Origin of the sequence: Dyadobacter sp. LHD-138 (assembly GCF_030929615.1) — a bacterium.
Classification (GTDB): domain Bacteria; phylum Bacteroidota; class Bacteroidia; order Cytophagales; family Spirosomataceae; genus Dyadobacter.
Genome location: NZ_JAVFVU010000027.1, coordinates 107,779 through 123,513, shown reverse-complemented (window position 1 = coordinate 123,513; position 15,735 = coordinate 107,779). Strand labels below are relative to the sequence as shown.

General features: G+C 47.6%; 5 protein-coding genes and 1 pseudogene. 2 read left to right on the top strand and 4 right to left on the bottom strand.

Features of this window, described 5'->3' with window-relative positions:
- Nucleotides 1-8 precede the first annotated feature (8 nt).
- Entirely contained in the window at nt 9-2,804 is a 2,796-nt protein-coding gene (locus tag RB622_RS19500) for a TonB-dependent receptor (RefSeq protein WP_308048290.1), read from the bottom strand.
- Between the two features lies 1 nt (nt 2,805).
- A complete protein-coding gene (locus RB622_RS19495; protein ID WP_308048289.1) occupies nt 2,806-3,579 on the bottom strand; it encodes a GLPGLI family protein in 774 nt (257 codons plus the stop codon).
- A 123-nt stretch (nt 3,580-3,702) separates the two neighbouring features.
- On the opposite strand from RB622_RS19495, the gene RB622_RS19490 reads away from it, so the two are divergent.
- Both RB622_RS19490 and RB622_RS19485 read left to right on the top strand, forming a co-directional pair.
- Entirely contained in the window at nt 3,703-5,124 is a 1,422-nt protein-coding gene (locus RB622_RS19490; RefSeq protein ID WP_308048288.1) for a HAMP domain-containing sensor histidine kinase, read from the top strand.
- Nucleotides 5,125-5,126: 2 nt separating this feature from the next.
- The gene (locus tag RB622_RS19485; protein ID WP_308048287.1) at nt 5,127-5,801 is read left to right on the top strand and encodes a response regulator transcription factor; all 675 of its coding nucleotides are present in this window, start codon (nt 5,127-5,129) and stop codon (nt 5,799-5,801) included.
- 564 nt (nt 5,802-6,365) lie between these two features.
- On the opposite strand, the pseudogene tnpA reads toward RB622_RS19485, so the two are convergent.
- Together tnpA and RB622_RS19475 are read right to left on the bottom strand one after the other, a co-directional pair.
- Nucleotides 6,366-6,828, bottom strand: a pseudogene (gene tnpA, locus RB622_RS19480) (IS200/IS605 family transposase).
- A gap of 896 nt (nt 6,829-7,724) precedes the next feature.
- Nucleotides 7,725-15,617, bottom strand: a complete 7,893-nt coding sequence (locus tag RB622_RS19475) for a LamG-like jellyroll fold domain-containing protein (RefSeq protein ID WP_308048285.1) — start codon at nt 15,615-15,617, stop codon at nt 7,725-7,727.
- Nucleotides 15,618-15,735 lie beyond the last annotated feature (118 nt).

The window sequence follows — 15,735 nt, the reverse complement described above, 5'->3', positions numbered from 1 at the left end:
AGCAACCACTAAATCCCGAACTTCCGAAGGTTATATACGAAACTCACCAGAAAATATCGTCTCAAAACAACGCTCTGCAGATCTTCCACATAAGTCTCCGTCATGTTACGTGACAGACTGCGGTTCTGGTTCAGGATATCAAATACATTGATCCTTATTTCACCTTGTTTCCCCTTTAAAAACTGGCGGGATAATGCAACATTCCAGAGTGTGAATTTTTGGTTAAAACCAGCAGTGCGGCCCGTGTTTCCGGTGTAAGTCAAATCAGTACTGAGTACAAAATTGAATGGAAGCCGCCAGTGCAGATCCGCCGTCAGATATTGCGACCAGTACTGCGCATTCTGCTGCGGCAAAAGCGAATATTTCGCCTGCTGATAATTGAGCCGCGCACCAAACCCGTAGTCCACATTTCCATCAAAAGCCGATTGTATGCGAATTCCCTGGCCTAGCAAGGTCGTTTTCGCCTCGTTTTTAAGGTTATTGATCAAACCTTGCCCAGCGGACATATTGACCTGTGTATGAAGGCTTAAACTAAATTTTAACGCAGGAATATGCTTGCTCCACGATACAAAACTGTTCAGCGCCAAGAAACCCTGCGTATTAATGGGTTTGGAAAAGCGGGCGCCCTCAGCGCTGATCGAGCTCGCATCGTTGATCCGACTGTTGCTCTGATTGAGATTTGCAAAAACAAAAAGACTGCGCTCGCCGCTGTTTTTCGAGCTATTGTAGGTAAGTGTCAGTGTATTATAATATTCGGGACGGAGCCCAGGATTACCGTTTTTGACGTCCAATGGATTGGTATTGTCGATCACAGGCTGCAACTGCGTCACACTCGGCGGGGCAATGCGCGTGCGATATTGCAGCCGCGCGCGGCGGTTGCCCGAAAACGTATAGCTGAACAATGCATTGGGCAGCCAGTGAAAATACTGCTTGTCAATGCGTGAACCTTCTGACAAATTATCGGAAACCTGCAGGGAGCTCTGCAGATCAAAACCCAGCGTGTAGCTGAACCTGAGCCGCTGTGTCTGTAACGCTGCGCCCGCTTTATGCGCCACAAATGTTCCCGCAAAACGGTTGGTCAACATGGAATCAGGAAATGAATAGCTATTAGTCTCCTCATTTTTATCAAAAACATACCGGGACTGACGGTTTTGATTATTCAGCCAGGCGTACCTTACTTCCAGCTTTTGACGAAATGAAAGCGGCTCTGTAAAGGAAAAACTCAGGTTGTTTTGTACCGAAAAACTGTTCTGTCGGTTTTGCTGGTCAATTTCGTTACCTATTTTTTCCAAACCCAGCGAATCGTAAAAGACATTTCGAGACTGATTGTAGCCTGTATTCCGCCCATTTGACAAAATCGTATTCAGGTTTGCGGACAATGTCCGGCCCAGCTTCCCGAATTTCCGCATGAATATAAGGTTGTTATAGCCGTTTAAACCGTTCCCAGTCAAGCGGTAATGCGTTTCCCCCGCATTCAAAGAGTCGCCGTCCGTGGAGTAGGAATGATTACTCAAATTGCTGTTATAGCGTACATTTTGCCATGAAATGTTCGGAGTGAGACGAATGCTCGTCAATGAATCCAGCTGAAATTCAAATCGTCCGTTAAATCGCTGATTGAATGCTTCGTTTCGGTTAGAATTGGCTTGATCTGTAAAAAAAGACTGGCCGGGAAGAATGTATTCGCGCCGGTTTTTCTGATCGGTGGTTGTGATCGCCTGATTGGCAAAATAGCTAGCCGATATTTCCGCCCGTTTTCCATAACGCACTTTCTTGCCCTCGGCCCGGTAGTTGCCTCCCCCCGCCCGAACTTCTGTAATGTTCGCCGACGACTGGGCATTTTCATTTCCGAAAGAACCCGACTGACCAATGAACATCTGCCCGCCCATTCCGCCACCGGGCAGATTGCCGTTGCCGAGTGAGAAATTCTGCTGATTCAGATTGTTAGCCTGACCAACCAGCGATATCTGCCTGCCAGGCCCGCCATTTCGGTTATTAAATCGGTTGAGGCTCAGCTTTCCCTGATAACGCATTACGTTCGTTTCCGTATCCCGGCCGGCGCTAATTGCATTTTGACCAAAATAACCTTTTCCCTTGTCCTTCTTAATCGTAATGTTGATCGTCCGCTCGCGATCACCATCGTCAATGCCGGAGAATTGCGATTGGTCGGAAGACTGGTCGTACACCTGCACCTTATCGACAATGTCGGCCGGTAGATTACGCGTCGCCATTTTGGGATCGTCCCCGAAAAACGGCTTTCCGTCCACATACACCCGGCGCACGGCTTGCCCATTGCTTTTGATTTCCCCGTCACGTGAAACTTCCACACCAGGCAATTTTTTGAGCAACTCTTCCAGCTGCGCATTCGGTTCGGTCTTGAATGCGTCTGCATTGAATTGTACCGTGTCCCCTTTAATGCTCACTGGCGGCGCTTCCTGTTTGATCACCACTTCCTGTAAATCGGTCCCCTGCTCGGTCATCCATAATGTATCGAGGCTGACGGGATTGCTGCCGGTGATCTCAAAGAACGCAGATTTGTTACGATAACCAATAAAGGTGGTAAGCAAACGGTAACTCCCAGCAGAGACATTTTTGAGGCGGAACTTTCCATCTCCGTCTGTAACATTTGCACTAACATAAGCAGAGTCGCGCTGCGTGAGCAGGGATACGGAGGCCGTGCGCAAAGGTTTTTTGCTGACCGAATCGAGAACAATGCCTGACACTTCCGCTCGGACAGTGGATTTCTGTCCGGCGGCGGCGAGATGCATCAGGATAAGGATGGCTAATAGTATACTGATTCTCATCATGTTACCTTCCACCGTCTCCCGGCATCATTTTCTGCTGACGAAAATCGGCCAGCACTTTTTCACGCATGTCATTTAGCTCTTCTTTGGAAATTTGCTGTGCGCCCGCCTGCGGCCTCACGTCTGTGGGATTTACCATTTTGGACTGCACTTTTGTTGCCCTGAATTGTTCCCGCGCACTTTCAATTAATAGTACTACACCTTTTTCCGGCGTCAACTCGTGCACCGGCGAGTAGGTTCCGGGCAACTCCTCGGTGATCCAGACGGCATAAGACTCGTTTTTGAACTTTACAGTGGCTTTTTTGCATGGGTAACCTGCGATTTTTTTGGTCTGGTCGGTGAGCTCCCAGCCGGGAACAGGCTCAATTGCAGATTCACTTTTATACGTTTTTGCCTCCGGACCTTTCATGCTCAAAAACGTGATCACCTTTTTTCCTGCCAGGTCTACACATTTATATTCATCAAATGGCCGACCCAGATTGGTCGTTCTGGGAGGCCCGCCATCGGGGAAAACGCGGCTTACAATTGTATTCTGATCATCCAAAACCTCTCTGACATAATTTCCGTCAAAAAGCGACTTTTGCCCAAACGTGCGCGAATCCGGAATGTCAGTCGGGAAATTCGGGTCACCTGGTTTAACGGGCTCGCCATTAATGACCATCTTCAGTTGCGAAGGATCGATCTTGCGGACGATCTCGTAGCTGATCTGTCCCGAAAACTGCGCATAAGCCTGCCCGGCGGCCAGCCACAATGCAGCCAGCAATAGTTTGATTTTCATAGCATTCTCTTGTTTAGTTTTGATGTTCCAAAGGTGCGGCGAAGCTATGTTAAGCACTGGTATTTTGTGTTAAATAGTGTTACAGCCGCATCAAAACAGCGTTCAGCAATGTAGCTTTGTAGTATGAGCAGCACCCGTATCCGATTCATTTTCTGGTTGATGACCATTTGCATTGTAGCAATCAATGCGTTTCAGGCTTATTGGCTTTTGACGACGTATCGGCTCAACCGCTCACAGTTTAAGGAAACCGTTCAGGAAGCACTCTTTCGTGTTGTCGAGAAGGAACAGATCGCGCGGGCGGATGCTATGTTCAGCTACGATCGCCAGAAACTTGGGGCGCCGGGCCCACCGCCATTATCCCGCCCAAAGATGATCGTCAGAAAATTCAAATCGGGGCCAAATGCGCAAACGCACCTGTACATCAGCTCAGAAGGTGTAGATCAAGCCAAAGCAGCAGCACCGGGAGACACCTTAGCAAACCGAATCTCGAGGATGCTCGTCATGGGCTGGGCAGAAGGCGATCAGATCGACAAAAAAAAACTGTATAAAGCCTATCAGTCCGAACTTCGGCTGCGTGGAATTCAGGCTGCATTTTTTATTGATACCCTGCGCATCAGACCCAAAATCAGTGAAGAAAATACATACTTCATTGATAACAAATTGGATGGTTGGAATGCGACGAAGCAGCTAAAGACATTCGCCGTGCCTATTAATCCGGTCAAGCACTTGTTCGTGCAGGCGACCTTTGATATGCCGTTTTTTTATTTGTTCAAAAAAATGGGTGGTTTACTGGCGGCGAGTTTCTTTCTGCTAACCCTGACGACCGGCTGCTTCATTTACATGCTGCGAACGATTTTAAGACAAAAGCGGCTTTCCGAAATCAAAAACGATTTCATCAATAACATGACCCACGAGCTCAAAACGCCCATTGCAACGGTAACGGCCGCCGTGGAAGCGATGATGAATTACGGCGTGCTCGACAATCCTGAGAAAACAAAAAGCTACCTGACCATTTCCCAAAACAACCTCGGGCGTCTTTCTGAACTGGTTGAAAAAGTACTCGATATGGCTGTGGAAGACAAGCAGGACATGAAACTGCATCGTGAGCCGGTTAACCTGCGCCAGCTTATTGCTGAAATCACCGAAAACTATCAGCTCAAAGCCACCAAGCCGGTTCAGTTCGAGCATCATTTTACCGACAACGAAACAGTAACAGTAGACCGGATGCATTTTGCGAATGTGGTTAGCAACCTGGTTGATAATGCATTGAAATATTCCAATGAAACAGTAACGGTGGTTTTTAAATTTAAAAATGAAGGTAAAAACTGGCAGCTGGCCGTAGCGGATAATGGAATAGGTATTCCAAAAAACCACCAGCAAGCCGTTTTCGACCGTTTTTTTCGTGTACCGACGGGCGATTTACATGCGGTCAAAGGTTTCGGGCTGGGGCTTGCCTATGTCCGCCAGGTGGTGGAGCGGCATGGTGGGAGCATTGATTTGGTCAGTGAACCAGGCAGGGGAAGTGAGTTTATTCTAAAGTTTTAATTATGCCAAAAGTTTTACTCATCGAAGATGAAACTGCATTAGGGATGATCGTCAAAGATAGTCTGACTTATCGCGGATTCACAGTTTTCTACGCAGAAAACGGGATTGCCGGACTTGCTCAGTTCGCAGAACATCGTCCCGACATTGTCGTCGCCGATGTAATGATGCCGGATATGGATGGTTTTACGGTGGCCGCAAAAATTCGCCGGCAAGATTCAAATGTACCCATTATGTTCCTGACTGCCCGCTCACAAACCGCCGACGTCGTGAAAGGTTTCGAGCTGGGTGGAAATGATTATCTCAAAAAGCCATTCAGCCTCGACGAGCTAATAGTCCGCATTGAAGCCCTTCTCCGGCCTAGAAATACAACTAACTTTTCTTCGGAAGTTTTCAGCATTGGCAAATACGCATTTGATCCGGCCAAACAAAAACTGTCACTAGACGGTCAGGAAGCTTCTTTATCTCACCGTGAAGCAGAGCTGCTGCGTCGCTTGTGTCAGCTGCGCAACCAGGTGTTAGAAAAAAACACAGTACTTTTAGAGCTTTGGGGTGATGATTCCTTTTTCAACGGCCGCAGCCTGGACGTTTTTATCACACGCCTGCGCCGCTACCTAAAAGACGACCCGCAGGTGCAGATTGTCAACATTCGTGGTATCGGGTATAAGTTGATTTTTTGAATGTATCGACAAAACCGGTACCGCCCCTTACCTCATCTCCTTTTTGCTCCTTGCCAAATTTAATCTTTAAATTGTCGGGTGCTTACCGTCTTGTGCAATGCAGAATCTTCCCTCAATCAATGTATAGCGCCGGTCTGAGCAGCACCACAAGAGAATGTAAACCCCGATTTTTCGTTTACACAGTTTTTGAAATAGTGTCCTTGTCTGCGCCTCCAATCTATTTTTCTAAAAGGAATTAACACTTTCCTCAATTAGTTTTCAACTAGCGTCCAAAAATTCAGCCAAATAAGAACACGATACTATTCCTCCCACTGACCGTTGTTAGGAGAGTATATGAAATATTAATTAACCCGTTGGGTGAAATAGAATAAAGGAAGAAAAAGTCTACACATATTTGATTAATATACTGAATTTCAGTATATTAAAACCACCAAACAAACCCCAATATGTATGTCAAAAATAGTGAAAAATTACCACAAAATCCTGGAAACGATTAAACATCCACCTTCTCAGAAGGTGGATGTTGTAAAAAGGTGAAGGCATAGCCTTTAACTGCTTTCACACTTAGTCGAACAAATTGAAATGCTGACCATTATTTTCTTCTTTCTTATCCTCTTCTTCTTGATATTTCACGTATCGGCAGATTACATCTTCGTTAATACCTACTGTATTGACAAAGTACCCCCATGACCAAAAATGATTACCCCAATAGGGTTTCTTCTTCAATTGTGGATAACTTTTGAATAGTTTAATAGCTAATTCCCCCTTCAAGGTGCCCATCAACAACGATATAGAAACCTTGGGAGGAACCGACACAACTAGATGAATATGATCAGGTTGTATGTTTAACGCTATAACTTCACAACTTTTCCAGTCACATAACATCTTTATATCATGATCCACAAGATCTTTAACCAAACCGCTTAGAATCCGAAATCTATATTTGGGAGTCCAAACTATGTGGTAGTCGCATCGCTCCGGCGACCCGGTTCCAAACTACATGGCTCTGTTTCTTGTATTTGCTCATAAAGCAAAGATAACTGGCAAAGCCAAAAGTAGATGACCACCTGCAAAGCAGGTGGATTTATAAGATCAATTAAAAAGGATCGGCTGAACTGAACACACGTTAGTGATTTAAAATACTGGCAAACGATGCAGCCAGACAGTATGCAGTGAGCAACATTCCTTTTAACATGCTATTAGATCCGGAAGGTAAAATCCTCGCGCTTAATTTACGGGGGACGATTTACAAGATTACCTTAAAATCAGTCTTCGGTAAGATACTACCTCCTGAGGTGCTGTTCGAAATCCAGACCTACCTTTTTCGGCCCCGACGGAAGCGCTTGCATGTGATAAATTCTTGTATATCTTTAATGAAATCATGCTTGATGTGGGAAAGGATATTAAAAAAGCTCAACAGGAGTAACTCAATACCAGACACGGTAAAATTTGAACTAGTGTTTAAATCAAATAGCAACCTATCTGAATGTTGATTTGATACGGCGTTAGATGAATTATCAAAGGCAGCACCAGTCGTTGCTACGATAGCGCTAATGTGGAAAAATCAGGCCAGATTTACGAACTGCCTACGATCTAACGTGTAGCTGAAAACCGGTCTCCTCCGACAGCATCTTACAGGCTTCGCAGGTTCGGTATTCGTTGACAAACGGCATAAAATTCTTCGGCAGCTTACTAATCAACTTGGATAACTAATGCCCGGAAGCGGAAAACCGGTCATCATAACCGCCGGCCAAAAAGCGATGATGATTCAAAAAGCCTGCGAAAAATCAAGTGGGGTTACATTTCCGAAGGAAACATTAACAGTCTTTATTAACAAAACGATACTTTACAAGATTGTAGATCAAAGAAGTCATGGATTTCTGTTGATGCAGTCATTACCTTTTCGTTCAGAGCCGCCATAAGTTATTCGACCACAATTTTCCGTACGATCTGCTGCACGCCGTTATCGAATTTAATTAAATATATGCCCGGCAATACCCCCGTTAGCTCAAATCTGATTTTGTTAAAACCCTTTTGTAAATCGAGCTTCCTGGCAGACAGTATAATGCCCGCTGTGTTCAATACCTGTGCCTCCCAACTGCCGACCTGATCCATATTAATGTCCACAAAGCCTGTTTTATTAACCAGTGGATTTGGGTAGACGCTACTTATCTGTGTTTGATCAGCATCGTTTTTAATGGCGACAATTCTGGACATCGCAAAACTTCCATCCAGGCCGTCCGCGGCGCGGTCCACCATTTTAAGACGGTAATAAAGATTGCCAGAGATATTAGTGTTCCCAGAAATTAGTTCGTCGATGAACTGGTATTGTGTGGTGGTTGACTGCTCGTTTGCCACCGCTCTCACCTGACCAATCTTTCCGAACTTCTTTCCCTCAATACTCCTCTCAACCTCGTACCCGGCAAACTCCTTTTCATCTGTCACGATCCATTCCAAAACATTCGTTTTCTCGACTCTTTTTCCTGTAAAAGAAACCAGTGTAACAGGCAATGGGTTAAAAATGACCGTAATCGTGGGTGAATGAGCACCTTGCCCGAAAACCGACGTTTTGTCAGCGGAGACGCGGTAATAGTAGTAAATACCCCCAGCCATTTGGCGACCGGAGCCTGAAGTAGGCAGCGTTACTTTTTTTGATGTTGCATCTACTTCCAAAGCTTCGTAGCCCGGAAGGAAACTACCGGCCGCAAAGTTTTCGCTCGTCGAAACATCCAGAAAATATCGTTCAGCCGTTCCGGTAACAGGGGCCGACCAGTTTGCCGTAAAGTCCGTTGCGTTAATGGCAGCCCCTGCCGCCGGAACGGGTACGACCATGGCATAACTCTCAACCCATCCCTGGTTGAGTGGGTTAAAATGGAACAGCGTGCCGGTGTTCCCGTTGCCGGTCAGATCGGTCAGAGTTGTGGCGTTCTCCTGTGCGCCTGTGTCAAAATTGTAGAAGGCCATCAGGTCCTGATGTGTCGGCGAAATAGCCCGCAGCATATTGTCGGCGATTTCAGCGTGACTTCTGGCAGTCTTCCAGATGCGGACTTCATCCATTGAACCCGTAAAAGCACCAGGCGCATAGCCCGGATTACCTCCGAGGGCAATGTACGTATTGGCGTTCAACGGGAGGGTACCTGCTCCGGAAGTATTTTCTTTGTCCAGTTTTCCATCAACATATATTTTGACCGATACACCGGCTTTCCGCACAACCGCCACATAGTGCCATCGACCATCGACCACGCTAACCTCCCCAATGGTAGTGGCATTGCGGTTTCCATCGAAAAAGGTGATCTTGTCATTGAGAATACCCATGACGAAATCGTTTGCCGTTCCTCCTTTGTCGGAATTAAAAAGGGCGGAGGCAGTATAGCCCAAAGACCCGGTTACGGAATGCTCCGAGGTCCTGATCCAGGCTTCCAGTGTGAAATCAGGAGATTCTATTTTTTTGTCGATTTTTACATACTCCTCTGCATTGACGTCTGTTTTCGATCCTGCGAACTGAAGGGCGTTACCGGGCGCTTTAAAAAGCCTTGTTACGGTAATGGTATAGATCGTTGCAACCGAACCACCAGGCGAGCTCACTTTTACGCTTATGATATTTACGCCATGCGCCATATTTAAAGGGTCGGACGGTGTATTGTTGGCGATCGGTGTATAATTGCCGCCATTTACTTTGACTTCAATAGTCGCAGAAGCATCTCCCGATATCGCAGCGATCACCACCGAACCCGAACCTTCGCCTATATTCGCTGCATAAGTAAGTGTTTTTCCGTCGAATCCAGGTAAAACGGCGCCATCCAGGAGAAGTGCCTGAAGTTCTATTTTAGATAAGGTTGTTACTGTCGCAATGCCGGATAATGCCGCCTGTTCGCCCAGATATCCTTTGAAGCAACCCACACGGTAATAATAGGTCGTTCCGGGTTTGAGATTTTCCATATTCAAATGGGTGTCCGCGGTACCAAACATTATGGTTGCCGGTCCGGGAAAAGGAAAGGTTGGGTCTGTCGACAAAAAAACCTGATATATTTCAGTTGTACCAACAGGTGAGGGGTTCCAGTGTGCCGTGAATCCATTTTCTGAAATATCTTTCACCGCAGGGGAAGTATCGGGAACCACCATGGCGTAGCTTTCTACCCAATGGCTACCGGATGGATCAAAATTATACAGCGTGCCTGCGTCGGCAGAACCGGTCAGGTCTTCCAGTTCAATGGTATTGGTAAGTGTCTGCACATCGAACGAATGGTAGGCGGCCAGTATAGGATGATCCGGGGGTACGACATCTGACCGGAATGCGGTTAAAAACTCTATAGGAAGAGCTTCGTTCCATATCCGTAGTTCGTCCATCCAACCATCAAAGGAAATATCCGGATTATTCGGATTTCCTCCCAGGAAGATATTAGGGTTTACATTCAGCATATCGGCTCCCGCAACGCCGGTCACTTCCAGGTTGTAGTCCAGATAAATCTTCACATTTTGACCTGCCTCTCGTACAACCGCAACATGGTGCCATCTGCCATCCGTAACGTCTGTTACTCCATAGGCATTCACGTTAGCACTTCCGTCAAGAAAAGCAACTCTGTTGTTGAGAATGCTCAGGACGAAATCATTAGCTGGTCCGCTTACATCGGAATCCAGCAGAATGGAGCCGTTGTAAGCATCTGTACCTGTTTTGGAATCGACATCCGTTCTGATCCAGAGTTCAATGGTAAAGTCGGCACTAGAGATCTTATTATTGAGCTGCACATAGTCGTCGGCCCCGTCGAAACGCAGGGCATTTCCCGGGGGAGAGCCATAGAAAAATCCCCTCTTACTGGCTGTGCCATAGGCAGTTGTCACTTGCAGATCCCCTCCACCGGGTTGCGTCTTCTGGGCGATGATCAAATTTTCATTGACTACCTGGAACGATGCTACGGCCACACCGCCGATGCTGACGGTTTCAACGCCGATAAAATTGTGTCCGTGGATCGTTATCCCTACCGGCCCATCACCGGACGAAGGTGTGAACGAAGTGATGGCTGGGCCGATATAGGTTTGCATCTGGTTCTCCATCAGATCGTATTGACGTGATTGATCCAATAGGATCAATTCACTGATCCAGCCGTTTAGCCTGGATATTCCCTGCTGATCGGAACCAATTACTACCGGGGTCATACCATCAGCATAAGCCGGATGGCTGTCCTGGGAGTTACCATTCGGGGTGTTATTCAGAAATGTGCCGCCGAAACCAAGTTGTTCACCGATAAATAACCATGTAGCAAACGGATTGGCCGCAGTGAAGGGTTTTGTCAGATTAACAGTTGACAATTCGTCGGTTCCGTTGCCAATCTTGAATGTGCCTCCTGATATATCCCAGGGAGCAGGCTTGCCTTCAGACGCTTTGCTCAGCAGCCCATTAAGGCCTGAGGGCTGATCTGTCCTGACGCCGGCCACTGCGAAGATTGAAAACCTCTCTGCAAAACCCTGGAAGGGTGGTGAAGTCAGGTAGGTATTGCTGGTTGTTGAGCCGGTGAAATATAATGTGGGCGCACCGTTCTTCCGATCGACTGTTCCGGTATGCGCAATGCGCGGCTGGCTGTTTGGTTCGGTTTGAACAGCATCGAAATCAAACCCACTCTGATCATACCAGACAGGAACAAAAAGGTCATCGGCTCCAGCAAAGCGAAGCATAGTAAGTGTATCCAGCTGGCCGTGTGCATCGAAACCGATGTCCAGCTGGGCATCGTCGACAGGACGGCGAACCCGGATGACCGGTAAGGGCGCGTTGGTAAAACCGGGTACCGGCTCAGGAGGCTCAACCCCGCGATGCAGATAGGTGCTGGCCAATTGCCGGAGCGAATAAGCCACTTTGGCGTTTGACTGTTCATGATTGGCATTGTCCAGATTCGCTGCCCTTTTGACCCGCATGGTATAGACCGTTTCAGTACCCGCCTCCGAAGTCACTTTTACGGATATCATATTCTGGCCAAAGGGGCCATCCAACGGCACTACGGTTGGTACACCGCTTACCGCGGCCACATCATTGATCGTAAGCGTAGCTGCCGGATGCTCGACTGTTGCGGTTACCGTCACGGACTCCATTCCTGCGCGAACGATAACTTCGTCATAATTGGAAAGTGCGGGCTCAAATGCGGGCGAGAGCGGCCCGGTACTTAGTGTAAGAGCGGACAGCAATGCATTCCCGCTTCCTACCATAATGCTGAAATTGACGTCTTTACCAACGCATCCCGCGCTATTACCTGCCCTGAAAATAAAATCATATGTCGCGATAGCCGGGGGAACATTAACACCAAAAACATTAGGTGCAGGAAACTGGAAATTTCTTTCTTCCAGGAATCCAGGCAGCTTTCTTGCCCCGGCAAAAAGCGAATACCGGTCCGGATCGCCGGCTACTTTGGTGTACGGGATTTGGGCGGTCTGGGTATTCGTCCGGGCTTCAACGCGTATCACCGGGTCGATAGCCACCTCGGGAATGGGGTTGACAGTAACTACTTGCGAAGAAAGAGCCTTGGCACATCCATTAGGAGTTGTAGTAAACGCCTGAATTTCCACAGACTTCTCCGGCCTGATTACCGAAGGATTTGGGAGAATTTCATTTACATAAATAGAAAATTGATGCCAACGCCAGTAAGCTGGTCTGGAATAGGTCATTCTGACATTGTTTATTCCCCACGCATAAGGAGTGACTCCAGATGGAAGTCCGAATTCCAGATGGGAGAAAAAGCGGATATAGATAGCCGGTTTATTTTCGAAGGTGGCCGGTACTTCGATTCTTGTGTTAAAAAAAACAATGCCATTTTCAGCGGTAAGGCCATCTTTTCTTACAAAAACATCCGTCCAGGAAACTCCATCCAGTGAAAGCTGTACCCTGTTCACGGTGTTGGGATTCGTATTGAGTATGGCTACTTCATTAACCGTAAGGGCAATGTTTGTATAACCCAGTGTGCTGATAGCGGGTGATTTTAAAGTCCGGGTGGTCCGCTCGGAACTAGTTGAAGGTTGACTCTTAATGAAAACAAAACTGCTGCCCGCTTCCTTTTTTCCAAAAAAAGAGTATTTATCTGGAACAATCGCCCAATTTTGATTAGCCGCTAAGGTCGTCTCCATCTCTGACGTCCAGTTCACCAATCTGGCTTCGCTATTAAAATCTTCTTCATATATAAAACCCCCTGAGTACGTACTTTCACCGCCTGTAAGCGTGACAGGTGTTCCGGCACAAATCTCTGTACTGGATATGGTCGGCTGCCTGGTGATCGTTAGTTTGGAAGAATTGACAATTTTAGTTGCTGCCGTACTGCAGCCGTCCACCGTACCGGTAACTCTGTAAATGGTTGTTTCATCCGGCGAAGCTTCGACCCTATCTCCGGTGTTTGTGTCAAGCCCAATGGCAGGGAACCATTTATAGCTGTCGGCTCCGGAGGCTGTCAACTTAATAGGCGTATCGCAAAAAATATCAGTGTCAGAAGCAACAAACACCGCAGGACTTTGTTTGACTGTGACTATTTCGGTTGGTTGATTATCGGCCGTATAGTTCACGACACATCCGGTGGCGCTGGAAATGCTTGTTATCTTGTAGGTCTGTGTTCCCTGAGAATTTGTTTTCAGGGGAATGTCTATGCTTCGGCCTACATAAACCTGATTAGCACTCTCAGGCGTACTGTAATTGATGGTATAGGGTAAATCCCCGCCTATGACACCGATGGATACGGTGGTCTGATCACCTGTACATATATTGTCGGAGTTCACTTGCACAAATCCACTCGCCGATCCCTTGATGACTCCCGACATATTCACATCACTATAATTGCGGGTACAACCATTTACACTGGAGACACTAAGCAGTAAATAGGTAAAACCTCCTGGGGATTCAGTTTCAAGCGGGATGGACGCCGAGTTTCCCGGGCCGGTTGAGATCGAATGGTCACTCGCTCCGCCATGAAAGTGACGATAGTTGAAAGTATATGGTGCTTCTGCCCCTGAGCCTGTCAGCGTGATATTGGATGCATTATACTGGCAAACGCTTGTCGGGACCGTAGTCGTTGCCGCGGGTACCGGCTTCACCCTAACCGTTACCTGGCTTGCTGCCCCCCCGCAGCCATTGCTGGCTGAAACACTGTAAGTTGTCGTCACCAACGGCACGATAGATTGCTCACTTTGTAAATTGGATGTATAGCCCCTGGGAACGGAGGTCCACCGATACCCGGCAAGACGCACGGTCATGCTCTGTATCATCCAGTAATTGAATTGTGAATTGCCTTTGGTGTCGACATACCTGAACCGCATGTACACCTTTTCCTTATTCTCAAATGCGGTCGGAAGCGCAATTTCCTCCGTTTTAAACTTGTTTAGTCCTCCTTCGCGGTACTGATCGGTGTAAGTAACCAGGGTTGTCCAGTTATTTCCGTCCGAAGAGGCCTCGACCGAGGCGCTTGATGCATTCTCGTTTCTTAAAAAATGGGTGAGAAAAACAGAAACACTTGTCAATCCCACAGTGCTGAAAGCGGGCGATGTCAAAGTCGAGTTGATCGTCCGGTTGATGGCCGTGATCGAGACGAGCGTGTTTAGTGCGTAGGCAGGTCCGGAGCCTATGTAATGGGTATTTTGCCGCCATACTTCACCCAATTGCCATGCATTCAAATTGCCGTTAAAATCACTTTGGTAAATGGAAGGAATGCTCGATGCCGAAAGGTTGATCGAGGTTCCAGCGCACACCTCGGTGGAAGAAATGGTCGCCGTTACAGGGAAACTTGCGGGAGATTGTACGACAGAAATGACCTGACTGGTTCTGGACGAGCAGCCTGTAATATCGGTAACCGTCAATGTCACCGTCTTCGTGCCATGGGTAGCATATTGATGGCTGATCGCCACGTTATCCGTTGTCTGATAGGTTCCGTCGCCAAAATCCCAGGCGTATGTAACCTGCGAAACCCGCTGCGCATTTGCCAGGGTCAGGTGCAGATTTTTACCGCTTCCATCGAACGCCTGTGCCCCGCCGCTTTCGTTGAAGTTCCAGCTGCCTGTTGGCGATGAATAACAGACATCGGCACGCAGTCCGTTGATCTCAGCCATATTGAGCGCTCTTTCCCAAATGGCTACTTCATCGATAAACCCGCTGAAATTTTCGGTGCCGGAGGCGTTTTGGCCCACAGAAAACCTACCGCTCGCATATGCCCCCGGCGTATACGGTGCGGCGGTGGGAGTGCTCAGAGGATAATATAGGCCGTCGACATACAATAGCCAGGTGCCATTATTACGGACTATGGCTACGTGTTGCCATTTGTTGGTCGTCAATTTGACGCTGCTAGTCAGATAGGCAACGCCGCCAAGCAGAATCGTCAGGTTTTTTGTCGGACCATCGATATACAACCCATAGCCCGAGTTGCCGCTGTTCCCGTTCATCATGATGGCTTGGGATACGCCGTTTGTAATGTTTCCGTCCCATTTGACCCAGGCAGCAAGGGTTATGAAATCAATCTGTTTGGTAGGATACATATCTGCCGCAGAAGCAGCCCCGGAAGAAGTTCCGTTTCCCTTAAATGCGTTCCCGATGCAGGCGCCGTTCGCCTCAAATCTGGCAGCTTCTGTCAGACAAGTCGATAGCGCTGTGAAGTCCGCATTGGGGTATTTGACACGTAGTATCTCAACTGTTTCGTTTTGGCTTCCTCCCTGGGGTATGTAGCTATACGTGTCGGAGAAGTTATTGGTGATGGTTAAAGTCTTGCCGGATCCGAGCGAGCCAAGATGGGGTTTAGTGTTGTTGAACCAGGTGGCGCCAGAATATTGGCTGGGCACCGTAAAAGTGAGTGAGGCGGGCATCTCGTTATTGCAGTTTGTAATAACGGCAGCTGTCTGTGAGCATGTGTGGTGTGCGTATAGCAACGCCGTTAAAAACAGGACAAATCTTTGGCCGAAAGTCCGTTTAAAACCTACTGAT